Annotated in this window: 30 protein-coding genes; 22 read left to right on the top strand and 8 right to left on the bottom strand. The window is 40.9% G+C overall.

The features are described from left to right. The first annotated feature begins 36 nt into the window (after positions 1-36). The 4 genes from rplJ (at position 37) to FD735_RS06320 (ending at position 2,726) form a co-directional block, all read left to right on the top strand. Complete coding sequence (rplJ, locus tag FD735_RS06335; RefSeq protein WP_001287274.1) at positions 37-537, top strand: 50S ribosomal protein L10; 501 nt, start codon at positions 37-39, stop codon at positions 535-537. Between the two features lie 74 nt (positions 538-611). Next, positions 612-980, top strand: coding sequence for a 50S ribosomal protein L7/L12 (rplL, locus tag FD735_RS06330; RefSeq protein ID WP_001196964.1), 369 nt, complete (start codon positions 612-614; stop codon positions 978-980). A 412-nt stretch (positions 981-1,392) separates the two neighbouring features. Beyond that, entirely contained in the window at positions 1,393-2,295 is a 903-nt protein-coding gene (locus FD735_RS06325) for a DUF2268 domain-containing protein (RefSeq protein WP_139658761.1), read from the top strand. Positions 2,296-2,357: 62 nt separating this feature from the next. Next, positions 2,358-2,726 carry an EXLDI protein gene (locus tag FD735_RS06320; protein WP_125457225.1) on the top strand — a complete coding sequence of 123 codons (369 nt, stop codon included), beginning with the start codon at positions 2,358-2,360 and terminating at the stop codon, positions 2,724-2,726. A 160-nt stretch (positions 2,727-2,886) separates the two neighbouring features. Here the strand turns inward: FD735_RS06320 and FD735_RS06315 are convergent, their stop codons facing one another. Both FD735_RS06315 and gdhA read right to left on the bottom strand, forming a co-directional pair. Further along, positions 2,887-3,372: a GNAT family N-acetyltransferase gene (locus FD735_RS06315; protein WP_125457252.1), complete on the bottom strand. Its 486-nt coding sequence runs from the start codon at positions 3,370-3,372 to the stop codon at positions 2,887-2,889. Positions 3,373-3,403: 31 nt separating this feature from the next. Next, positions 3,404-4,750, bottom strand: coding sequence for an NADP-specific glutamate dehydrogenase (gene gdhA, locus FD735_RS06310; RefSeq protein ID WP_000199520.1), 1,347 nt, complete (start codon positions 4,748-4,750; stop codon positions 3,404-3,406). Between the two features lie 205 nt (positions 4,751-4,955). Here gdhA and FD735_RS06305 point away from each other — a divergent pair, with 205 nt between their 5' ends. From FD735_RS06305 to FD735_RS06275, 7 genes are all read left to right on the top strand, one after another. Beyond that, entirely contained in the window at positions 4,956-5,891 is a 936-nt protein-coding gene (locus tag FD735_RS06305; protein WP_139658760.1) for a dihydroorotate oxidase, read from the top strand. A gap of 32 nt (positions 5,892-5,923) precedes the next feature. Further along, entirely contained in the window at positions 5,924-6,961 is a 1,038-nt protein-coding gene (gene holA, locus FD735_RS06300) for a DNA polymerase III subunit delta (RefSeq protein WP_139659109.1), read from the top strand. Between the two features lie 69 nt (positions 6,962-7,030). Next, positions 7,031-7,636, top strand: a complete 606-nt coding sequence (gene sodA, locus FD735_RS06295) for a superoxide dismutase SodA (RefSeq protein WP_139658759.1) — start codon at positions 7,031-7,033, stop codon at positions 7,634-7,636. Positions 7,637-7,790: 154 nt separating this feature from the next. Beyond that, the gene (locus FD735_RS06290; protein ID WP_001224366.1) at positions 7,791-8,321 is read left to right on the top strand and encodes a YutD family protein; all 531 of its coding nucleotides are present in this window, start codon (positions 7,791-7,793) and stop codon (positions 8,319-8,321) included. Between the two features lie 20 nt (positions 8,322-8,341). Further along, positions 8,342-9,427 carry a 23S rRNA (adenine(2503)-C(2))-methyltransferase RlmN gene (gene rlmN, locus FD735_RS06285; protein WP_000804762.1) on the top strand — a complete coding sequence of 362 codons (1,086 nt, stop codon included), beginning with the start codon at positions 8,342-8,344 and terminating at the stop codon, positions 9,425-9,427. Between the two features lies 1 nt (position 9,428). Then, positions 9,429-9,908 (top strand): VanZ family protein, encoded by a 480-nt coding sequence (locus FD735_RS06280; protein ID WP_000163106.1) that lies wholly within the window; start codon positions 9,429-9,431, stop codon positions 9,906-9,908. Between the two features lies 1 nt (position 9,909). Further along, positions 9,910-11,451, top strand: coding sequence for an ABC-F family ATP-binding cassette domain-containing protein (locus tag FD735_RS06275; RefSeq protein WP_084880811.1), 1,542 nt, complete (start codon positions 9,910-9,912; stop codon positions 11,449-11,451). Positions 11,452-11,493: 42 nt separating this feature from the next. Here the strand turns inward: FD735_RS06275 and FD735_RS06270 are convergent, their stop codons facing one another. Together FD735_RS06270 and FD735_RS06265 are read right to left on the bottom strand one after the other, a co-directional pair. Beyond that, on the bottom strand, positions 11,494-11,733 hold the full coding sequence (locus tag FD735_RS06270) for a zinc-ribbon domain-containing protein (RefSeq protein ID WP_000600214.1): 240 nt from the start codon (positions 11,731-11,733) through the stop codon (positions 11,494-11,496). A 27-nt stretch (positions 11,734-11,760) separates the two neighbouring features. Next, positions 11,761-12,567, bottom strand: a complete 807-nt coding sequence (locus FD735_RS06265; RefSeq protein WP_000731941.1) for a peptidylprolyl isomerase — start codon at positions 12,565-12,567, stop codon at positions 11,761-11,763. Positions 12,568-12,784: 217 nt separating this feature from the next. On the opposite strand from FD735_RS06265, the gene rpsP reads away from it, so the two are divergent. The 7 genes from rpsP to FD735_RS06230 all read left to right on the top strand — a co-directional run bounded on the left by rpsP (position 12,785) and on the right by FD735_RS06230 (position 16,187). Beyond that, complete coding sequence (gene rpsP / locus FD735_RS06260; RefSeq protein WP_000268760.1) at positions 12,785-13,057, top strand: 30S ribosomal protein S16; 273 nt, start codon at positions 12,785-12,787, stop codon at positions 13,055-13,057. Between the two features lie 19 nt (positions 13,058-13,076). Then, a complete protein-coding gene (kphA, locus tag FD735_RS06255; RefSeq protein WP_000379617.1) occupies positions 13,077-13,316 on the top strand; it encodes an RNA-binding protein KphA in 240 nt (79 codons plus the stop codon). Positions 13,317-13,359: 43 nt separating this feature from the next. Further along, on the top strand, positions 13,360-13,692 hold the full coding sequence (locus FD735_RS06250) for a MazG nucleotide pyrophosphohydrolase domain-containing protein (RefSeq protein WP_000654125.1): 333 nt from the start codon (positions 13,360-13,362) through the stop codon (positions 13,690-13,692). 98 nt (positions 13,693-13,790) lie between these two features. Next, entirely contained in the window at positions 13,791-14,579 is a 789-nt protein-coding gene (locus FD735_RS06245) for an alpha/beta hydrolase (RefSeq protein WP_070567582.1), read from the top strand. A gap of 30 nt (positions 14,580-14,609) precedes the next feature. Further along, the gene (gene rimM / locus FD735_RS06240; protein ID WP_139658758.1) at positions 14,610-15,128 is read left to right on the top strand and encodes a ribosome maturation factor RimM; all 519 of its coding nucleotides are present in this window, start codon (positions 14,610-14,612) and stop codon (positions 15,126-15,128) included. After that, positions 15,118-15,837 carry a tRNA (guanosine(37)-N1)-methyltransferase TrmD gene (gene trmD / locus FD735_RS06235; protein ID WP_139659108.1) on the top strand — a complete coding sequence of 240 codons (720 nt, stop codon included), beginning with the start codon at positions 15,118-15,120 and terminating at the stop codon, positions 15,835-15,837. Before rimM ends, trmD begins: the two co-directional genes overlap by 11 nt. Positions 15,838-15,848: 11 nt before the next feature. Continuing rightward, positions 15,849-16,187, top strand: coding sequence for an ATP cone domain-containing protein (locus FD735_RS06230; RefSeq protein ID WP_001196045.1), 339 nt, complete (start codon positions 15,849-15,851; stop codon positions 16,185-16,187). Positions 16,188-16,214: 27 nt separating this feature from the next. On the opposite strand, the gene FD735_RS06225 is transcribed toward FD735_RS06230, so the two are convergent. Further along, the gene (locus FD735_RS06225) at positions 16,215-16,535 is read right to left on the bottom strand and encodes a hypothetical protein (RefSeq protein ID WP_001250030.1); all 321 of its coding nucleotides are present in this window, start codon (positions 16,533-16,535) and stop codon (positions 16,215-16,217) included. A gap of 103 nt (positions 16,536-16,638) precedes the next feature. Between FD735_RS06225 and FD735_RS06220 the strand changes: the two genes are divergently transcribed. Beyond that, positions 16,639-16,857: a YdbC family protein gene (locus FD735_RS06220; protein ID WP_049490154.1), complete on the top strand. Its 219-nt coding sequence runs from the start codon at positions 16,639-16,641 to the stop codon at positions 16,855-16,857. Between the two features lie 33 nt (positions 16,858-16,890). Here FD735_RS06220 and FD735_RS06215 read toward each other — a convergent pair whose 3' ends face one another. From FD735_RS06215 to gor, 3 genes are all read right to left on the bottom strand, one after another. After that, a complete protein-coding gene (locus FD735_RS06215; RefSeq protein WP_139658757.1) occupies positions 16,891-17,448 on the bottom strand; it encodes a TetR/AcrR family transcriptional regulator in 558 nt (185 codons plus the stop codon). 391 nt (positions 17,449-17,839) lie between these two features. Next, complete coding sequence (locus FD735_RS06210; protein WP_139658756.1) at positions 17,840-18,376, bottom strand: biotin transporter BioY; 537 nt, start codon at positions 18,374-18,376, stop codon at positions 17,840-17,842. Positions 18,377-18,520: 144 nt separating this feature from the next. After that, positions 18,521-19,867, bottom strand: coding sequence for a glutathione-disulfide reductase (gene gor, locus FD735_RS06205; protein WP_139658755.1), 1,347 nt, complete (start codon positions 19,865-19,867; stop codon positions 18,521-18,523). Between the two features lie 266 nt (positions 19,868-20,133). Between gor and FD735_RS06200 the strand changes: the two genes are divergently transcribed. From FD735_RS06200 to FD735_RS06190, 3 genes are read left to right on the top strand one after another with little or no spacing between them, the layout of a single operon-like run. Then, the gene (locus tag FD735_RS06200; RefSeq protein ID WP_139658754.1) at positions 20,134-21,318 is read left to right on the top strand and encodes an efflux RND transporter periplasmic adaptor subunit; all 1,185 of its coding nucleotides are present in this window, start codon (positions 20,134-20,136) and stop codon (positions 21,316-21,318) included. Further along, a complete protein-coding gene (locus FD735_RS06195; RefSeq protein WP_139658753.1) occupies positions 21,302-22,003 on the top strand; it encodes an ABC transporter ATP-binding protein in 702 nt (233 codons plus the stop codon). The genes FD735_RS06200 and FD735_RS06195 overlap by 17 nt, the downstream gene beginning before the upstream one ends. Position 22,004: 1 nt before the next feature. Continuing rightward, the gene (locus tag FD735_RS06190; protein ID WP_139658752.1) at positions 22,005-23,264 is read left to right on the top strand and encodes an ABC transporter permease; all 1,260 of its coding nucleotides are present in this window, start codon (positions 22,005-22,007) and stop codon (positions 23,262-23,264) included. Positions 23,265-23,362 lie beyond the last annotated feature (98 nt).

Below are 23,362 nucleotides of genomic sequence, written 5' to 3'. Positions count from 1 at the left end.
TCCCCAAGCAAAATAATTACGGAGGTGAACACACTAATGAGTGAAGCAATTATTGCTAAAAAAGCGGAACTAGTTGACGTAGTAGCTGAAAAAATGAAAGCTGCTGCATCTATCGTCGTTGTAGACGCTCGTGGTTTGACAGTTGAGCAAGATACAGTTCTTCGTCGTGAGCTTCGTGGAAGCGAAGTTGAGTATAAAGTCATTAAAAACTCAATCTTGCGTCGTGCAGCTGAAAAAGCTGGTCTTGAAGATCTTGCATCAGTATTTGTTGGACCATCTGCAGTAGCATTTTCTAACGAAGATGTTATCGCACCAGCGAAAATCTTGAACGACTTTGCTAAAAACGCTGAAGCACTTGAAATCAAAGGTGGTGCAATCGAAGGCGCTGTCGCATCTAAAGAAGAAATCGTTGCTCTTGCAACTCTTCCAAACCGCGAAGGACTTCTTTCTATGCTCCTTTCTGTACTTCAAGCGCCAGTGCGCAACGTTGCTCTTGCAGTCAAAGCGGTTGCAGACAACAAAGAAGACGCAGCTTAATCTTAAGCTACGCAGCGTAGCCTAGCTACGGAAAAACGATTATAAAATTAAAAACTTATTTGGAGGAAATAACAATGGCATTGAACATTGAAAACATTATTGCTGAAATTAAAGAAGCTTCAATCCTTGAATTGAACGACCTTGTAAAAGCTATCGAAGAAGAATTTGGTGTAACTGCAGCTGCTCCTGTAGCTGTTGCTGCAGCTGGTGCTGCTGACGCTGGTGCTGCTAAAGACTCATTTGACGTTGAGTTGACAGCTGCTGGTGACAAAAAAGTTGGCGTTATCAAAGTTGTACGTGAAATCACTGGTCTTGGACTTAAAGAAGCTAAAGAACTTGTTGATGGTGCACCAGGTGTCATCAAAGAAGGCGTTCCAACTGCAGAAGCTGAAGAAATCAAAGCTAAATTGGAAGAAGCTGGAGCTTCAGTTACTCTTAAATAATAGAGCGACTACATTAGTAGCTTAAAAAACATATAAAACCGCTATTCTTAGGAGTAGCGGTTTTTTCTTTTGGTTCAAGAAGGGGCAAAAAAGGGGCGAACTAATTATATAGTTTATCTAGGAGACAAACAAGTTTTGAATAATAGGCTTTCCATAAAAAATGATACAAGTTTTTACCCTTCAGGATTTATTTTTTTCTAGTATCATCATTCCTATGAACAGTAGAAAAGTAAGTTTTTAATTTATTGATACTCTGGATATTATAATCTCAGTATTAAAGAACTTTATTGAAGGTAATTTTCGAACGGTTTGAGGTAATTTCAATGAAATTTTAATAGATATTTTAATTTTCTTCTTGACTCTGACCTTAGGGAAGGGATTATACTAATAATAGATAAGAAAGGAGATTATTATGCAAATCAATATGATTCGTTCAGATAAAGTTTACCAAGAGATACTCGAGCTTCCTTTAGAAAAGAGAGAAGGCTGTTTTCGAGCGAAAATATTAGCACCTTTTGCAACCAAATACCAAACGCAACACATCCCTCTGAAAGCAAAGTATCCTGGAGGATTTGACGCTCTATTCCTACTTGGTTTTATGAATCAGTTACCCTCAACTCTCTCAGAAAAGGATAGACCAGCTATAGACGCTCTGAGCTCTGATCAACTCTGGCAAAATTGTCAAGATACCATCAAGAGGAGTATTGGGCTTTTTGAGCAGGCTGGCTATGACTTAGAGGTTGAGGATTACCATTTTACTATTTTATTGGGCAATCCAGAAAAACCTATGCTACAGCTCAATAAGGGTTATAGCGGAGATGGCGGAATTCCAGGCTACCTCATGCTTAGTCTGCTACCAAATGACTATACTTTACCACGTGTGCAGGCTGCGTTGGCTCATGAGTGCAATCACAATGTCCGCTTTCAATTTGTCAAATGGAATCAGCAGACGACACTAGCAGACTGGGTAGTCAGTGAAGGCTTGGCAGAGTCTTTTGCGGCTGAGCTCTATGGTAAGGATCTCATTGGGCCTTGGGTTACTTCAACCAGTCCAGAGCAGTTAGAAGAGATTAAGCCCATCATCTCCAGTCAGCTTCAGCTAACGGGGATGGCGGAAATGGCTCCTTATCTATACGGTGATGAAATCGCGAAGATACAGGGTCAAATTCCGGTTGGTATGCCCTATGCTGCGGGCTATGCTTACGGCTATCATCTGATACAAGCTTATCTGAAAAGGACAGGCAAGAGCATTGTTGAGGCCACAGTAACACCAACAGAAGAGATTTTAGAGGCGACGAAAGACTTTTGGAAATGACACTTTTGTTTGAAAATTTGCCAGAACATGATATAATGTAGGTGATTTCAGGAGGTGATAGTATGCACTATAAAAGAATTGAATTGAAGCTGACAGATCAAGGAATTCATGAGCGTAAGATTTTTCAAGGTGTTAAGATTTTCAGCCGTAGCAAGTTATCTAAAGATCAGAAAAGCATTCTAACACAGAAGATTTACCTGACACCGAAGCAAAACATCGTTTACTATCAACGGACAGATATCAACTATGACCAGAACTGGCAGCATAATAAGGACTATTACGAACTAGTTTATGGTCAGTTGGACAGAGAGACTGTTTTTAAGGTTTGTCAAGATTTTGACGAACTAAGTCCTTTTCTGGAAAATGAGCTGCTTGAGAAGCTAAAAGAAAAGCAGTCTGCAGGCAAATTTTTTGAAAAATTAGATATATAAAAATCCGGCTGCTTTTATAAGCAGTCGGATTTATTCTAGTGTGATAGTGCTGAAACAATACCTTTACTATCATAGCCTTGGCTACATTTTTAAAAGTTGTTTTAGCTGTCTTGAGGAGCTTGATACTGATGTCCTCAAGTCGACCATAGTATACTGCCATCTATTCACCTGATGAGAGAGATTTTATCATCCAGATATTCATAGCTGGGTGGCCGGCGGCGTTAGAAAGTGGTTGTTGCAATGCTGTAAAACCATAGTGTTGATAGATGGCCACAGCCGTAACCAGCTCAGTAGAGGTTTCTAGATAAAGCTGTTCATAACCAGCTAGACGGGCTTCCTGGAATATGCGCTTTATCAACCTACTGGAATAACCTTTGCCACGACTGTTTTTAGTGACATACAGTTTTTGTAATTCAGCAATCTTATCGGACACTGGTGCAAAGCCACCACAGCCTACCAGCTGATCTTCATCTTCCAGAACAAAGTAAGCTGCTCTCTCTTGCTGTTGATAATAGTCGGCCAAATGATCTAGATGAGAATCAAAGTAGACAGTTCCTGGTTTGTCAAGCCCGAATTCTTCAAGGCTAGCTCGAATGAGTTGTGCTACAGCTGGATTGTCTTTTACTTCCATTGGCCGTAAGTTCATCATTTGTCCTCCGATAGGATGTATTGACTAATTAAACAATACCTTGTGCAATCATAGCGTTTGCTACGTTTTCGAAGGCAGCGATATTTGCTCCTGCAAGGTAGTCGGTACCAAGTCCGTATGTTTCAGCAGTTGTTTTAGCTGTGTTGAAGATGTTGGTCATGATGTCTTTGAGGCGTCCATCAACTTCTTCACGAGTCCATGAAAGGCGAAGGCTGTTTTGGCTCATTTCAAGCGCTGATACAGCTACACCACCAGCGTTGGCAGCTTTGGCAGGTCCGTAAAGGATTCCGTTTTCTTTGTAGACTTTAATCGCATCAAGGTCACTAGGCATGTTAGCACCTTCAGATACACAGATAACGCCTTGAGCAACCAAACGTTTAGCTGCTTCACCGTTGATTTCGTTTTGAGTCGCACATGGAAGAGCGATGTCGTAGTTTCCAGCGTAAGTCCATACAGAACCTTCATGGTAAGTAGCAGTTGCTTTCTCAGCTGCGTACTCAGTCAAACGAGCACGGCGTTTTTCTTTAACATCAACCAAAAGATCAAAGTCAATACCATTTTCGTCGATGACATAACCGTTTGAGTCAGATACAGAGATAACAGTTGCACCAAGTTCAGTCGCTTTTTGAAGAGCGTATTGAGCTACGTTACCAGAACCTGAAATAACCACTTTCTTACCAGCAAAACTGTTACCATTAGCTTTGAGCATTTCTTCAGTGTAGTAAACCAATCCATAACCAGTTGCTTCTGGACGAATCAAGCTACCACCAAATCCAAGAGGTTTACCAGTCAAGACACCAGCATCAAATTGGTTGAGGCGTTTGTATTGTCCGTAAAGGTAACCAATCTCACGTCCACCGACACCGATATCACCAGCAGGTACGTCAAGTGATGGTCCGATGTATTTTTGCAATTCTGTCATAAAGCTTTGGCAGAAGCGCATCACTTCAGCGTCAGTCTTTCCTTTAGGATCGAAGTCTGATCCCCCTTTACCTCCACCGATTGGAAGTCCAGTCAAGACGTTTTTAAAGATTTGTTCGAAGCCGAGGAATTTCAAGATCCCTTGGTTTACAGTTGGGTGGAAACGAAGTCCGCCTTTATATGGTCCAACAGCTGAGTTGAATTGAACACGGTAACCACGGTTGACTTGGACTTTACCTTCACGGTCAACCCAAGGAACACGGAAAGAAATCACGCGCTCAGGCTCAGTGATACGTGCCAAGATGTTTTCTTCGATATACTCGGGATGTTTTTCAAATACAGGTTCCAAAGTGCTGAAGAATTCTTCAACCGCCTGGAGAAATTCAGCCTCATGCCCGTTACGAGCTTTCACAGTTGCAAACACGCTTTGGATATAGTCTTTAGCAGATGTCATATCGTTCTCCTTTTTGTTGTTATATTTTATTACATGAGCCATTATAGCAGAATTTTTTTTGAGTGTAAAGAAAAAAACAGAAATTTTCTAAAAATTCTTTCAATTTACAAAACCGAACGTTTTATATAGAAATTAGTTTCTCAAAGAGAAAATCTTAAAGTATGGTATAATATTAGAAATAAAAGGAATCTGGAGGATCAGAATCATGGTATCAACGAAAACACAAATAGCTGGCTTTGAGTTTGACAATTGCTTGATGAATGCAGCGGGTGTGGCTTGTATGACGATAGAAGAGCTTGAAGGGGTCAAAAACTCAGCGGCGGGTACTTTTGTTACGAAGACTGCGACCTTGGACTTTCGTCAGGGCAATCCTGAGCCACGCTACCAGGATGTTCCACTTGGTTCTATCAACTCCATGGGCTTACCAAATAATGGCTTAGACTACTATCTGGACTATCTTTTGGACTTGCAGGAAAAAGAGCCAAACCGAACTTTCTTACTATCTTTAGTTGGCATGTCTCCAGAAGAAACACATGCCATCTTGAAAAAAGTTCAAGAGAGTGAATTCAAAGGACTGACAGAGCTTAATCTCTCTTGTCCAAACGTTCCAGGAAAACCTCAGATTGCCTATGATTTTGAAACAACAGACCGTATCTTGTCAGAGGTATTTGCCTACTTTACCAAACCTCTTGGAATCAAGTTGCCACCATATTTTGATATTGTCCACTTTGACCAAGCGGCAGCTATTTTTAACAAGTATCCACTCAAATTTGTTAACTGTGTTAACTCTATCGGGAATGGTCTCTATATCGAAGATGAGTCTGTCGTTATTCGCCCTAAAAACGGTTTTGGAGGCATTGGTGGAGAGTATATCAAACCGACTGCTCTAGCGAATGTGCACGCCTTTTACCAACGTTTAAATCCCCAAATCCAAATCATCGGAACGGGTGGCGTTCTTACGGGTCGTGATGCCTTTGAACATATCCTCTGCGGTGCGAGTATGGTGCAAGTAGGGACCACTCTTCACAAAGAAGGTATCAGTGCTTTTGAACGCATTACCAATGAACTAAAAGCAATCATGGCGGAAAAAGGATACGAGAGCCTAGAAGATTTCCGTGGGAAATTGCGCTATATTGATTAAGTTTAATAAAAAATCAGAAGAAAGGAGAGATGATGCTTGCCATTGAAGACAGTCAGACGTTGACTTTATCAAATCTATCTAGCTTGAATCTATTTACAGGGACAGATCAGGGCCAGTTTGAAGTTATGAAGAGTCAAGTGTTGAAACAGATTGGTTATGATCCAGCTGATCTCAATTTTGCTTACTTTGATATGAAAGAAGTAGCTTATAAAGACTTAGAGTTGGAGCTGGTCAGTCTCCCTTTATTTGCGGATGAGAAAATCGTGATATTAGACCATTTTGTCGATATCACAACAGCCAAGAAACGCTTTTTAGCAGATGATGAGCTCAAGTCGTTTGAGGCATACCTTGATAACCCTTCGCCAACAACCAAGTTATTGATATTTGCAGAAGGAAAGCTAGATAGTAAGAGACGGCTGGTCAAATTGCTCAAACGAGATGCGACTGTATTTGATGCTATTGAACCCAAGGAACAAGAACTGCGCCAGTATTTCCAAAAATGGAGTCAGACACAAGGTCTGCAGTTTGTGGGGCAATCCTTTGAAAATCTACTTCTCAAATCTGGTTTTCAATTTAGTGAAATCCAGAAAAACCTCCTTTTTTTACAGTCTTATAAATCAGACGGCGTGATTGAGGAGAAGGATATTGTCGAAGCTATTCCTAAGACTCTGCAGGACAATATTTTTGATTTGACTCAGTTTATTTTAGCTAAGAAAATTGATCAGGCCCGTGACTTGGTTAGAGACTTGACATTGCAAGGGGAAGATGAAATCAAGCTCATAGCTGTCATGTTAGGACAGTTCCGCACCTTTACCCAAGTGAAGATTTTATCAGAATCTGGTCAGACGGAATCGCAGATCGCAAGCAGTCTGGGAACTTACTTGGGGCGCAACCCTAATCCTTATCAAATCAAGTTTGCATTGAGAGATTCGAGAGGGATTTCCTTGGCCTTTCTCAAGCGAGCGATTTTTTATTTAATTGAAACGGACTACCAGATTAAGACAGGTGTCTATGAAAAAGGGTACCTGTTTGAAAAGGCACTTTTGCAGATCGCGGCAGAAGCAAATTGAGCAAAAAACTTGAAAAAAGAGGATGATTGCGTTATCATTTTCTTATAGAAAGAAAAAGAGGTATTACAGATGGCTATTATCTTACCAGACCTTCCATACGCATACGATGCTTTGGAACCATACATCGATGCAGAAACAATGCACTTGCACCATGACAAACACCACCAAACTTATGTAAACAATGCAAATGCAGCTCTTGAAAAACACCCTGAAATTGGTGAAGACCTTGAAACCTTGCTTGCTGATGTAGAATCTATCCCAGCTGATATCCGTCAAGCACTTATCAACAATGGTGGTGGACACTTGAACCATGCTCTTTTCTGGGAATTGATGACTCCTGAAAAAACTGCTCCATCAGCAGAACTTGCAGCAGCAATCGACGCAACATTTGGTTCATTTGAAGAATTCCAAGCAGCCTTTACAGCAGCAGCTACAACTCGCTTCGGTTCTGGATGGGCATGGTTGGTTGTCAACAAAGAAGGGAAGCTTGAAGTAACTTCAACAGCAAACCAAGACACGCCAATCTCAGAAGGTAAAAAACCAATCTTGGGATTGGACGTTTGGGAACATGCTTACTACGTGAAGTACCGCAACGTGCGTCCTGACTACATCAAAGCTTTCTTCTCAGTGATTAACTGGAACAAAGTAGACGAGCTCTACGCAGCAGCAAAATAATGAATAGGAAGGGAAGAGTCATTCTTCTCTTTTTTGCTTTATATGGCAGAAGTCTGACAAAATCGTCAGACTTTTTTCATTTTTATGAGAAACGTGCTAACTGCTAGAAATTATGGTAAAATAGAGTGTTAAGTAATCGTGGAAAAGGAAGACTATGCGTAAAGAAATTGCACCTGAATTATACAACTATAACAAGTTTCCTGGCCCAGAATTTCATGTAAATGGGGATAAGGTTGAGACTGAAGGGATTGCATTTACCTTGGTTGAAAATATCAAGGATGCTTTCGATGTGACAGTCTTTAATCAACGCTTTTCAGAGGTGTTGACCAAGTTTGATTATGTCGTGGGGGACTGGAGCAATGAACAGCTCCGTCTACGTGGCTTTTATAAAGATGACCGAACAGAGGAAAAAATTGAAAAAATCAGTCGCTTACAGGATTATCTTTTAGAGTATTGTAGTTATGGTTGTGCTTATTTTGTCCTAGAAAATCAAGCACCGAAACGGGCTTCATTTGACAAAAAAATGCGTAAAAAAGAGGAGGAAAACCTTCCTAGAAGAGGCAAGAAACCTTCGCAAAATAAGAGAAAACCAAATGCCGATAAGCGAAATAGACGTCGTCATAAGGACCAAAAGTCTCAGAAAGAGGACAAGGGACAGCGCCATTTTGTCATTCGTCAGAAATAGATAGAGAATAAGGAGAAGAGATGAAACCGTCTATTTATAGTTTAACACGTCAAACCATGCAAGAATGGGTATTAGAACAAGGAGAAAAGAAATTCCGAGCAGATCAAATCTGGGAATGGCTTTACCGTAAACGTGTCCAGTCATTTGAAGAAATGACCAACCTTTCCAAGGATTTGATTGCTAAGCTCAATGACCAGTTTGTGGTAAATCCTTTGAAACAACGGATTGTACAAGAGTCAGCTGACGGTACTGTTAAGTATCTTTTCGAGTTGCCAGATGGCATGTTGATTGAGACAGTACTCATGCGTCAACACTACGGTTTGTCAGTCTGTGTGACCACTCAGGTCGGTTGTAATATCGGTTGTACCTTCTGTGCGTCAGGCTTGATTAAAAAGCAACGTGATCTTAATAACGGGGAAATCGTAGCGCAGATTATGCTGGTTCAGAAATACTTTGATGAGCGTGGTCAGGACGAACGTGTCAGCCATATCGTTGTCATGGGAATTGGTGAACCATTTGATAACTACAACAATGTTTTGAATTTTGTCCGTACCATCAATGATGACAAGGGAATGGCTATCGGTGCTCGTCACATCACGGTTTCAACCTCAGGTTTGGCCCATAAAATTCGTGACTTTGCTAATGAAGGCGTACAGGTCAATCTGGCTGTTTCTCTTCACGCACCAAACAATGAATTGCGTTCAAGCATCATGAAGATCAACCGTGCCTTTCCGATTGAAAAGCTCTTTGCAGCTATTGAGTACTATATCGAAACAACCAATCGTCGTGTAACTTTTGAATACATCATGCTCAATGAAGTCAACGATGGTGTAGAACAAGCCTTGGAATTGGCTGAATTGCTCAAAAACATCAAGAAATTGTCATATGTCAACTTGATTCCCTATAACCCAGTTAGTGAACATGACCAATATAGCCGTAGTCCTAAAGAGCGCGTGATGGCCTTCTACGATACCCTCAAGAAAAAAGGGGTCAACTGTGTTGTTCGTCAAGAGCATGGTACAGATATTGATGCAGCTTGTGGACAATTACGCTCCAATACAATGAAACGTGACCGCCAGAAGGCAGTCGCAGCGGTAAATCCATAAAATGACTAAAAAAAGAGAATTAATCTTAAGATTGGGAGTGGCTGTTTACAGCCTATGCATTGTCTGTTTTTGCTTCACTCCCCAGCCTCAACTTCCTACAGGAGTGGAAACTCCAGGTATTCAAACTTTTGGACGCCTGGTTTTTCTTTTAACTCCCTTAAACTCCCTTTGGAATCTGGGTGAAGTGACTAGTTTGGGACAAGTCCTTTGGATCTTTTTGCAGAATATTTTAAATGTCTTCTTGCTTTTCCCGCTGATTTTCCAACTTCTCTATCTTATGCCTGGTCTAAGAAATACTAAGAAAGTGATTTTGTTCAGTTTTTTACTAAGTCTAGGAATTGAGTGTACGCAACTAGTTTTAGATTTTTTCTTCGACTTTAATCGCGTCTTTGAGATTGATGATTTGTGGACCAATACCTTGGGAGGCTATTTGGCTTGGCTCCTCTATAAAGGACTGCATAAAAACAAGATAAGGAATTAGAATGAGTATTTTAGAAGTTAAAAATTTGAGTCACGGTTTTGGTGATCGTGCAATTTTTGAAGATGTCTCCTTCCGTCTCCTCAAGGGAGAACATATCGGCTTAGTCGGTGCCAATGGTGAAGGAAAATCAACCTTTATGAGTATCGTGACTGGTAAGATGTTACCTGACGAAGGAAAGGTGGAGTGGTCTAAGTATGTGACTGCTGGCTATCTGGATCAGCATGCTGTGCTAAAGGAAGGTCAAACTGTGCGTGATGTCTTGCGTACAGCCTTTGATGAGCTATTTAAAGCAGAAACTCGTATCAATGAGCTCTATATGGAAATGGCAGAGGACGGAGCGGATATTGATGCACTGATGGAAGAAGTTGGCGAACTCCAAGACCGTTTGGAGAGTCGAGATTTCTATACTTTGGATGCTAAGATTGATGAAGTGGCGCGTGCCCTCGGTGTCATGGACTATGGTATAGATACAGACGTAACAGCCTTGTCAGGTGGACAAAGAACCAAGGTACTCTTGGCTAAACTTCTCCTTGAAAAGCCTGATATCTTGTTGCTGGACGAGCCAACCAACTATCTGGATGCCGAACACATTGACTGGCTCAAGCGTTATCTCCAAAACTATGAGAATGCTTTTGTCCTTATTTCGCATGATATTCCTTTCCTCAACGACGTGATCAATATCGTTTATCATGTGGAAAATCAACAGTTGACACGTTACTCTGGTGACTACTACCAGTTCCAAGAAGTCTATGCCATGAAGAAATCTCAGCTAGAGGCGGCTTACGAACGTCAGCAGAAAGAGATAGCGGACCTCAAGGACTTTGTCGCTCGAAACAAAGCGCGTGTTGCAACACGAAACATGGCCATGTCCCGTCAAAAGAAACTCGACAAGATGGATATCATTCAACTCCAAAGCGAGAAACCAAAGCCATCCTTTGATTTCAAACCAGCTCGTACGCCAGGGCGTTTTATCTTCCAAGCCAAGGACTTGCAGATTGGTTATGACCGTCCTCTGACCAAACCCTTAAATCTTACCTTTGAACGCAATCAAAAGGTTGCAATAATTGGAGCCAATGGTATCGGGAAAACAACTCTCCTGAAGTCTCTCTTGGGCATTATCCCACCAATCGCTGGAGAAGTCGAACGTGGCGACTACCTAGAACTTGGTTATTTTGAGCAAGAAGTAGAAGGTGGCAATCGTCAAACACCTCTTGAAGCTGTTTGGAATGCTTTTCCTGCACTTAACCAAGCAGAAGTCCGTGCGGCCCTTGCTCGTTGTGGTTTGACAACTAAGCATATCGAAAGCCAGATTCAGGTCTTATCAGGTGGAGAACAAGCCAAGGTACGCTTCTGTCTCTTGATGAACCGTGAAAACAACGTTTTAGTGCTGGATGAGCCGACCAACCACCTAGATGTGGATGCTAAGGAAGAACTCAAACGGGCGCTTAAAGAATACAAAGGAAGCATTCTTATGGTTTGTCACGAACCAGACTTCTATGAAGGCTGGATGGACCAAATCTGGGACTTTAACAAGCTAACTTAAAAGCAGTAAAAAAGCCAAGTCGAAATGACTTGGCCTTTTTGACTAGTAATTTAAATAGTTTTCAACTTCAGATTTCTCAATTTCTTTACCGTAGTGGCAAATCGGACAAGAAACGAAGTAACTCTTACCATAAGGGAAAAGTGGAATCCAGTAGAGGGTGAACTTGCGTCCAGTTTCTACAATCTCCCAAGTGTCAACATTGTTACAGTGACCACATTCGATCGCAGTTTGCGTATGTCCCAAATCTTTCTGATAACCTTTAGAACCCCAAAATAAAATCATGTCATCGTCTCCTTATCTGTTGATGGCTTATTTTTTGCTGAAGTCGTAGTCTTTCACGACTTCTATACTATCAATGGTGATAGCAGACGTTGGTTTGTCTTTCTCATCTTTTTCAGCTTTGGCAATCTTGTCAACAACATCCATACCATCAATGACTTGACCAAAGACGGGGTGTTTGCCGTCTAGACTTGGATTTCCACCTTCTTTATAGGCTTCAATGATTTTCTTTGGATACTTGCTTGTAGGGAGTTTAGCTGAAATATCTGTTGAGTTTTGATTGACGAAGAACTGGCTACCGTTGGTGTTTGGTTGACCAGTGTTAGCCATAGCAAGGGCTCCTCGGATATTGTATAGGTAAGGAGAGATTTCATTTTTGAAACCAGTTCCCTTGTCCTTTGTTTTATCCTTATCATGCCAGATAGATTGGCCCCCTGTACCATCTCCCTTAGGATCTCCAGTTTGGACCATAAAGCCATCGATGACACGGTGGAAGGTGATGCCGTTATAGTAGCCTTCCTTAGCGTGAGTAAGGAAGTTTTCAACCGCAAGAGGTGCTAGTTTTGGAAAGAGTTTGATGCGGATATCGCCTTGATTTGTGTGTAAAATGACCTCAGCTTCATCTTCAGCAACTTCCTTAGAAAGTTGAGGGAAGTTGGCATTTTCATTGGTCAATGCGTCATTCAAATCTTTGGCAGCCTGAGCAGCTGCTTTTGAGCTTTCTTCAGCTGAGATGCTGGAGTCGACATATTCATCACCACGGAGACTACGTTGGATACTAGTACATCCAACAAGGGCTACAGTTGATAGTAAAAGAAGGGTTGCTAGTTTTTTCATTGTTTTCCTCTCAAAAATTCATTTCTACCATTGTACCCTAAAAGGGAGGTGATTTCAAATGTTAATGATTTTACTAAAAATTTCTAGGAGTTAAAAAAATTAAAACTCTGTCAAGTTTTTTTCTTGACACCTGTCAGAAATCTGCTATAATAGAACATGTGCTAAATAGCTCAGCTATTTCACCGAAATAAAAAAATAAGAAAAGAGACATTAAAAAATGGCAGTTAAAATCCGTTTGACTCGTATGGGTTCTAAGAAAAAACCTTTCTACCGTATCAACGTAGCAGACTCACGTTCACCACGTGACGGACGTTTCATCGAAACAGTTGGTACTTACAACCCACTTGTTGCTGAAAACCAAGTAACTTTGAAAGAAGACCGCGTTCTTGCATGGTTGGCTGATGGAGCTCAACCTTCAGATACAGTTCGCAACATCCTTTCAAAAGAAGGCGTATTGAAAAAATTCCACGATTCTAAATTCTCAAAATAAGTTTAAAGTAGGTTGACAGATGGATACGATTGAAAATCTCATTATTGCGATTGTGAAACCTTTGATTTCACAACCTGATGCCTTAACTATCAAGATCGAAGACACACCAGAGTTTTTGGAGTATCACTTGGATCTTGACCAAAGCGATGTCGGTCGTGTTATCGGTCGTAAAGGTCGCACTATCTCAGCGATAAGAACGATTGTCTACTCTGTCCCAACTGAAGACAAGAAAGTAAGAATCGTTATCGACGAAAAATAAGAAAAGCGGGACAGAAGTCTCGCTTTTTTGTGAGGAGGAGAAGATGAAGGATTTAACGTTTAGACAATTACAAGCTTACTTACTCGAACATTACCAGCAATCTCGGACTGAGGAAGGTCTCTTTATCAAGCTAGTGGAGGAAGTCGGAGAAGTAGCCGAGGTCTTGAACGGGCGCTCTGGTCGAAAAGAGTCTGTCCAGGACTCAAATGAGGAACTAGCCAAAGAACTAGCTGATATCATTCACTACACCGTCGCAATCGCGACCATAAACGACATTGATCTAACCAAAACCATCTTTGACAAAGATAAGAAGGCTGCCATTAAGTACCAACATGAACGAGATTTGGAAGAATTTTTGGAGGGAAAATATCTATAGTGTCTTTTTTCTTCAACTTGTGAAAATCCCTAGAACGTGATAAAATAAAGGATAAGGGTTTTTAATAAATCATTGTTATAGAATGAGTGGATTTCTTTATGAAACGATTTGAAGTAACTACAAAAATTGGCAGCCTCTCTGTTACTTATAAAAAGCAAAAGAAAGTGCTTGTTTGTTTAAATGGCGCAGGTTTGCTACCAAGTTATGAAAATTTTTCACTTATACTTGAAAAACTTCCTCCCACAATTGGTTATTTGACAATTGATTTTCCAAACACAGGTAGGAGTCCGATTCATGACCAATCTGGAAAAAATCTGGACAATCTTGTAGACGCGGTTTATGAAGTACTTGAAGAATTGGCGATTTATGAATATATACTTTGTGCACATAGTTTGAGTGGAATTTTAGCTTGCAAATTGATGAACAAATCAATTAAGTGTCAGGCTTTAGTAGCAATTGAACCAACAACTAAAAAAGTAATGTTTTCTGATTTTTCAGAAAATCCTTATCCAGAAATGGAAGAGCAAATGAGACTGATTGAAGAGTGTGGCCCCGAAGTCTATTTTAAGAACATAACTCAAGCAGCATTTAGCTCTGAAACTAATGAAGAAATCTGGGATTTAGTGCAAGAAAAAGATTCAGAGTTGGAAAGACAAGTTCCAGAATTTCATATATATTGTGAGATTACTGAGAAAGATTTTGAGAATGTATCTATAGAAGCTCATATTCCCGTTTTTATTTTTTGTCAGGCTTATAGAGAAAAAGAGTACAGAGAATCAGAGTATTGGACTTCCAATACTAAGCTCATTTTAGGAGGGAATCACCATTATTTACAATGGTCAGAATCAGAAAAAATTGCGAATATTATTCGAGAATTGTCAGAATAAGATGGAAAGAAGGAGAGTACAGGAGACAAGATGAACTACTTTAATGTTGGAAAAATCGTCAATACGCAGGGTCTACAGGGTGAGATGCGAGTCTTGTCTGTGACGGATTTTGCTGAGGAACGGTTTAAAAAAGGGGCAGAGCTGGCTTTATTTGATGAAAAAGATCAGTTTGTCCAAACAGTGACCATCGCAAGTCACCGTAAGCAGAAGAACTTTGACATTATCAAGTTCAAAGATATGTACCATATCAATGCGATTGAAAAGTACAAGGGTTATAGCCTCAAGGTTGCTGAAGAAGATTTGAACGATTTAGACGATGGAGAATTCTACTATCACGAGATTATCGGTTTGGAAGTTTACGAGGGAGAGAACTTGATTGGAACTATCAAGGAAATCCTACAACCAGGTGCCAATGATGTCTGGGTGGTCAAGCGAAAAGGTAAGCGTGATTTGCTTTTACCTTATATTCCGCCAGTAGTTCTCAATGTTGATATTCCAAACAAGCGGGTTCAAGTGGAAATCTTAGAAGGGTTAGATGATGAAGATTGATATTTTAACCCTCTTTCCAGAGATGTTTTCTCCGTTGGAACACTCGATTGTTGGGAAAGCTCGAGAAAAAGGGCTCTTGGATATCCAGTATCATAATTTCAGAGAATATGCTGAAAAGGCCCGTCATGTTGACGATGAGCCATACGGAGGCGGTCAGGGGATGTTGCTCCGGGCTCAACCTATTTTCGATGCCTTTGATGCTATTGAAAAGAAAAATCCCCGTGTCATTCTTCTTGATCCTGCTGGAAAACAGTTCGATCAAGCTTACGCTGAGGATTTGGCTCAGGAAGAGGAACTAATCTTTATCTGTGGTCACTATGAAGGGTATGACGAGCGTATCAAGACCTTGGTAACCGATGAAATTTCCCTAGGAGACTATGTTTTGACTGGAGGAGAATTGGCGGCCATGACCATGATTGATGCGACCGTGCGCTTGATACCAGAAGTGATTGGTAAGGAGTCTAGCCACCAGGATGATAGCTTTTCTTCAGGTCTTCTCGAATATCCTCAGTATACACGCCCTTATGACTATAGAGGCATGGTCGTGCCAGGTGTGCTCATGAGTGGGCACCATGAAAAGATTCGCCAGTGGCGGCTCTATGAGAGTCTAAAGAAAACCTACGAGCGCAGACCTGACCTGCTAGAAAACTATCAACTGACAGCCGAAGAAGAAAAGATGCTGGCTGAAATCAAAGAAAACAAAGAATAAAGGAGAACCTTATGCAAGTAATCAAACGTAATGGAGAAATTGCTGAATTTGATCCAGATAAAATTTACCAAGCTGTCCTAAAAGCAGCTCAAACAGTTTATGTTTTGACTGATGACTTACGTCAAAACTTAGCTCAAGTTACTAAGAAAGTCGTTTTGGACTTGGAAGAAGCAAAAGTGGAACGTGCCACTATCAGCATGATCCAATCAATGGTTGAACACCGCTTACTTGGAGCTGGCTACATTACCATTGCAGAACACTATATCTCTTATCGCTTGCAACGCGATTTGGAGAGAAGTGGCTATGGTGACCATATCGCAGTTCATCTTCATTTTGAACAAATCCGTTAAGAAAAAGAGTGGGATGCAAAGAACATCTCACTCTTTCTTAAATAGACTTTTCTGAGCTTTTTGTACAGTTGAGGGAACAAAACGAAGTCGTTTAATATCACTGATACGAATGATTCGGGTCACGTTTTTTGAAAAATTTTTGACGATAATTTGTTGGCGATTAGCATCGTGTTTGACAATATCACCTGTAAAACTTGTCTCGGCAAGTATGACATGAACAGCCGTCTTTTTCTGGATGGCTTGTTCAATCATAGCAGTGAGGGAGTTGTCCTCAATTTGAGGATGATCATCATTCCCATTGAGAAAACCATGTAGTTTATCTAGAACTAGTTTGAATGTCTGTCTCATAGAATCCTCCCTTCTTATATATCCACATTATATAAAATTTTCTTAAAAACCACAAGATTTTTACGAATAGACTATAGAAAGCATATCACATAAAGGAGTTAAAATGGCAGAATTTACATTTGAGATCGAAGAACACTTGCTCACCTTGTCTGAAAATGACAAAGGATGGACAAAAGAACTAAATAGAGTCAGCTTTAATGGTGCTCCAGCAAAGTTTGACATTCGCGCTTGGAGCCCCGACCATACCAAAATGGGAAAAGGAATCACCCTTTCCAATGAAGAATTTCAGGTAATGGTCGATGCCTTTAAAGGGGGACAATAAAAAGAATCTTGAGTAGAACTCAAGATTCTTTTTTTAGGACACAATATAGTCACAGAGAGAAGTCTTAGCCAATTGAATGAAAGTCTCTCTATACTCTTCAGGTGGCATTGGATTATCTTTACGAATCCAGACTTCAATAAAAGAGATGGCCATGGTCGTAATGATATAAGCGATGTCCTCTTTATTAAAATTATATTTCAGTTGGTAATTGACATTCTTTAGTACCCACTCTGAGTATGTTCCACGCAGAAATTCCTTCCAACATGGGTCGGCTTGTGTGGTATACAAGGTGTTAATAACTTCCCTTTTTTCGTATATGAGAGGAAGTATATGGTCTGCTAAAAAGCTGATAGGATCTCCATCATTGTTAGGGCAGTACTTATTAAAGACGCTAAAAATGTGCTGATTGGTCTCTTCGTGAATGTACTCAATAATATCTTCAAAGTTGTTAAAGTGCTTTTGATAAATCGCTTGTCGTGAAATACCAGCTTCAGCAGCAATTTCAGTCATTGTAAAGGAACTACGTTGAGGATTTTTCTTAGCTAGTGTGATGAGAGAACTAATGATTAGCTCACGAGTATTCTTTGCCATAGAATTACCTTTCTGTTTATAATTATTTATAATTATTTTTGTATTAAAAGAAATCAAAATGTTCAAGTTAATATAAATAATCAATGAACATTGAATTTTCTAAATCTTTTAGGTAGCTCTATTGTATCACAAATAATTTATAAAATATAGCTCTATTATTGAAAATGCGTTTTCTGAAAATATACAGTTATTAACCTTTCAAAATCAATGAAAGCTTATTTGGGTTGAATCAATTAGAATACTTTTCTACTTTGCATATCGTGAATAGCTATAATTTGAAGAATAAAACGATTAATATTCATACCGGTATAAGAATAGTCAAGTAGCTAAATAGTGTACAGTTGATTCTTAGAAAGGAAATAGTCCAGAACAATTGTTCTGGACTATTCTTTTATCTTGAAAAATATGGAAGGCTTTTCAATCGTTCTAGTAGGGGACGACCAATGAAACTAATGGCAATGATCTTACCAAGGTCAGGGAGGATAAAGGGAAGGACACCTACTGCAAGCGCCTTATCAAATGGCATCCCAGCAAGGAAGTGGAGGCTGAGAATACCTCCGACAAAGACGAGGGAGTCACCCAAGAGGTTGGCCAGGAAAATGCGAATGTAGCCACTATTTTGATGAATGAGATAAGATGTAAGTCCAGCATAAACAAGGTCGAACCAAAGATAGCCTGCACTTGGACCGAATAAAACGTGAAAACCAGCTCCTCCCCCTGCAAAAACAGGTAAACCAATGGAACCAAGCAGGAGATAGAGAGCTACAGATAGAACAGCTTCTCTGGGTCTAAAAACAGTAGCAATCAGACCGATTGCAAAGTTTTGCAAAGTAAAGGGTACAGGACCGATAGGGAGACTGATTTGTGCCAAAACGGCAATGAGAGCAGCACCGATAGCAGGGATAGCATAGATATGAGCTTTTTTCAAAACTGTTAACCTCTTTTCAAAATTATAGTAACTATTATACTAATTCAGAAACAAAAGTCAACCTATTCTTTTAACTAAGGTAACAATTTTTGTAACAGCCGATTTTGCATGTAAAAAGAGACCTCAAGAGGTCTCTTGTGATAATTAGCGCATGGTTACAAATTCTTCTGAGGCAGTTGGGTGGATAGCTACTGTAGCATCAAAGTCTGCCTTGGTTGCACCCATCTTGATGGCAACAGCGAATCCTTGAATCATCTCATCCACTCCGTAACCAAGTCCGTGAAGACCAACAACTTTTTCGTCAGCACCAGCGGTGATAAGTTTGAAGCGCGATTCTTGACGATGGTTTGTAACGGCTGAGTACATAGATGCAAAGCTTGACTTGTAGACTTTGATGTTATCTTGGCCGTATTCTTTGATAGCTTGATCTTCAGTTAAACCGACTGTTCCGATTGCTGGGTGGGAGAAGACAACAGTAGGGATAGTTCTGTAATCCATCTTGGCATTTGTTTTTCCGTTGAAAAGGCGTTCAGATAGGGTACGTCCTGCCTTGATGGCTACTGGAGTTAGTTCCTTCTCACCAGTAACGTCTCCAAGGGCATAAATACCATCTACAACAGTATTTTGATACTCATCCACTTGGATAAATCCACGTTGGTTGAGTGTGACGCCAGCCTTTTCTAACTCAAGACCATCTACATTTGGACGGCGTCCAGTAGCCCAGATAACTTGGCTTGCAGTGTGACTAGAACCATCTTCGAAATGAATGGTAATACCTTGCTCCGTTTCTTCGAGCTTGACGGGTACCTTGTGTGTGTGCAAAGGTAGACCCGTTTTTTCCATTTCATTGACAAGTCCTTCAACGATGTAGCTGTCAAAACCACGCAAGGGACGATCACGGCGGACAAACAAATCAGTTTTTACTCCGAGTGCGTGGAGAACACCTGCTAATTCAACAGCGATATAGCCAGCTCCAAGAATCGCAACGGATTCAGGAAGTTGCTCCCAAGCAAAGACATCGTCTGAGCTGCCACCGAGTTCAGCTCCAGGAATAGTTGGGATGCTTGGACGAGCCCCAGTCGCAATCACGATATGCTTGGCACGAATCAATTCACCATTGACGCTGACTGTGTGGGAATCAACGAAATGAGCACGACCTTCAATCAAATCAACCCCATTGCGCTTGAAACTTCCATCATAAGATGAGCGGGCACGGTCGATGTAGGCTTCACGATTTTGACGAAGTTTTGCGAAATCAAATTGAACATCTGAACTTGTAAAACCATAGTCAGGGCCGTAGTGGTGGAAGCTTTCAGCGATTTGCGCTCCATACCACATGATTTTTTTAGGAACACAGCCGACATTGACGCAGGTTCCACCTAATTTTTTCTCTTCGATAACAGCAGCTTTAGCACCGTGTTCGCCAGCGCGGTTCATAGTGGCAATGCCGCCGCTTCCTCCACCGATGGCGATGATATCATATTCTCTCATAGAAAACTCCTTATAGCTTTGATAGTCATATTCTATCGTTTTTATTTTTTGAATGCAAAAATCTGCTACGATAAAAAAATTATAAAAACGCTTGCCAAATTCAAAAAGATATTGTATTATATATCTAGCACAATAATCCAATAAACGAATACCGAACGAAATAATGATCCTGAATTGTCATTGTTTCCATCTGAACTGACATTGTTTGGGCTTGGTGTTTCTGATATAATGGTTTTTGTAAGGCAAAAGAATAAAGGAGCTTAAAAATGAAAAGAAATAAGAAGGCAAAAAAATGGCAATTATACACAGCGATTGGTGTTGCCAGTGCTATTGTTATCGGTGCTGCGGGGATTTTGATTTTTAGACAACCTTCCCAGTCAGCTGTCAAGGAGGAAACCTCTCATATCGTTACTGCTAAGGAAGGTTCTGTTGCTTCATCGGTTCTCTTGTCAGGTACGGTTACAGCAAAAAATGAACAATACGTTTATTTTGATGCTAGTAAGGGAGATTTAGATGAAATTCTCGTTTCGGTTGGAGACAAGGTCGAAGAAGGACAAGCTTTGGTCAAATACAGCAGTGCAGATGCTCAAGCTGCCTATGATGCAGCCGATCGTGCAGTTGCAAAGGCAGACCGTCATATCGAGGAGTTAAACAAAGCTCGTGAAAATGCATCAGCTGTACCAGCTTCCCCACAAGTTCCAACAGAAGCAGGACTCCCAGAACAAGCGCAAGCAGCGACTTCTTCCGTATCTTCTATTGATTCTCAAATCAGTGATGCCAAGGATAACCGTGCAGATGCTGTGGCTCAGCTCAACAAGGCTCAAGCTCAGCTGGATGCTGCAACTGTCCTCAGTACACTAGAAGGGACTGTAGTTGAAGTTAATCGTAATGTTTCCAAATCGCCAACGGGTAACAGCCAAGTGGTAGTACATGTCGTAAGTAATGAAAACTTGCAGGTCAAAGGGGAGTTGTCTGAATACAACCTTGCTAACCTTTCTGTAGGCCAAGAAGTTACCTTTACTTCGAAGGTTTACCAAGATAAGAGCTGGACAGGAAAAATCAGCTATATTTCTGATTATCCTAAGAACAATGGAGAAGCAGCAAATGCAGCTCTTGGAGGGAATACTGGATCTAAGTATCCTTATACTGTTGATGTGACTAGCGATATCGGTGAGTTGAAACAAGGCTTCTCTGTCAGTGTGGAAGTCAAAAACAAGAGTAAAGCCATCCTTGTTCCTTTGACAAGTGTTGTTACCGAAAATGACAAAAACTATGTCTGGGTCGTTGACGACCAGAAAAAAGCGAAGAAGGTAGAAGTTACTTTGGGGAATGCGGATGCAGACAATCAAGAAATTACTTCAGGTGTGACAGACGGAGCCAAGGTCATCAGTAATCCAACATCTTCCTTGGAAGAAGGAAAAGAGGTGAAGGCTGATGAAGAAACTAATTAGTCTCAAAAATATCTGCAGGAGTTATCGAAATGGTGACCAAGAACTGCAGGTCCTTAAAAATATCAATCTAGAAGTTCATGAAGGTGAGTTTGTTGCCATTATGGGACCTTCTGGTTCTGGTAAGTCCACTTTGATGAATACCATTGGAATGTTGGATACACCAACCAGTGGAGAGTATTATCTTGATGGCCAAGAAGTAGCAGGTCTTGGAGAGAAACAACTGGCCAAGGTCCGCAACCAGCAAATCGGCTTTGTCTTTCAGCAGTTCTTTCTCTTGTCCAAACTCAATGCGCTTCAAAATGTCGAATTGCCCTTGATTTACGCTGGTGTTTCGGCTTCAAAACGTCGGAAATTGGCTGAGGAATTTCTGGAAAAGGTTGAGCTGACGGAGCGCAGTCATCATTTGCCTTCCGAGTTATCAGGTGGTCAAAAACAACGTGTAGCGATTGCGCGTGCCTTGGTAAATAATCCCTCTATCATCCTAGCAGACGAACCTACAGGAGCCTTGGATACCAAGACAGGAAATCAAATCATGCAGTTGTTGGTGGAGTTAAACAAGGAAGGGAAAACCATTATCATGGTCACGCATGAACCTGAGATTGCTGCCTATGCCAAACGCCAGATTGTTATTCGTGATGGGATCATCTCGTCTGACAGTGCTCAGGTAGAAAAGGAGGAAAACTAAGATGCAGAATCTGAAATTTGCCTTTTCATCCATCATGGCCCACAAGATGCGTTCCTTCCTCACCATGATTGGGATTATCATCGGAGTTTCGTCTGTCGTTGTCATCATGGCTCTGGGAGACTCCATGTCGCGTCAGGTCAATAAAAACATGACCAAATCGCAGAAGGATATCCACGTCTTTTTCTCTCCTATCAAAAGCAAGGACGGCTCCTTTACGCAGAAACAATCCGCTTTGACAGTCAGTGGGAAAGAAGAGGATGTTCATGTTGAACCACCAAAACCACTGGAGTCTTGGGTCAAGGAGGCTGCTAAACTTAAAGGAGTAGACAGTTACTATGTCACCAACTCGACCAACGTTACCTTGTCTTATAAGGATAAGAAGGTTGAACGAGCGACTCTGACAGGCGGAAATAGCACCTACATGAACGCAGTTGAAAATGAAATCGTTGCGGGTAGAAGTCTAAGACCGCAAGACTACAAGGAATTTGCCAGTGTGATTTTGCTGGATGAAGAACTAGCCAAGAGTTTGTTTGATAGTCCAGAAGCTGCGGTTAATCAAATCATCTCTGTCAATGAATTTAGTTACCGTGTGATTGGCGTTTATAGTAGCAATGAAGCTAAAACTGCTAAAGCCTTTGGGATTGGTGGTCTTCCAATTACGACCAATATCTCTCTAGCAGCCAATTTTAATACTGATGAAATCTCGAACATCGTCTTTCGTGTCAATGATACTAGTCTAACGCAGACCTTGGGTCCAGAGTTGGCTCGAAAACTGACTGAGATTGCAGGTCTTCAACAAGGGGAGTACCAAGTTGCGGATGCAACTGCCGCCTTCCAAGAGGTACAACAACTATTTGGTTTTATGACAACCATTATCAGTGCCATCGCAGGAATCTCTCTCTTTGTCGGGGGAACTGGTGTTATGAATATCATGCTGGTTTCGGTGACAGAACGCACGCGTGAGATTGGTCTGCGGAAAGCTCTCGGAGCTACTCGGGCTAATATCTTGGTACAGTTTTTGATTGAATCCATGATCTTGACCTTGCTAGGTGGTGTCATCGGTCTTGGGATTGCTGCTGGAATGACCATGTTAGCTGGAGTATTGCTTCAAAACATGATTGCAGGTATCGAAGTTGGGGTTTCCCTCCCAATCGCTCTCTTTAGCTTGGCTGTGTCAGCAAGTGTTGGGATGATTTTCGGAGTCTTGCCGGCCAATAAAGCCTCTAAGCTTGATCCAATCGAAGCTCTTCGCTATGAATAAGATATAGAACAGAAAAAAACAAGATGGACATTTGTCTATCTTGTTTTTGTATGGATTTTCCTATCGAAAATCACTAAAAATATGATATAATGAAGTGT

Source organism: Streptococcus sp. 1643 (assembly GCF_006228325.1).
Classification (GTDB): domain Bacteria; phylum Bacillota; class Bacilli; order Lactobacillales; family Streptococcaceae; genus Streptococcus.
The sequence above is the reverse complement of the archived record's forward strand: the minus strand, read 5'-3'. Positions and strand labels throughout refer to the sequence as shown.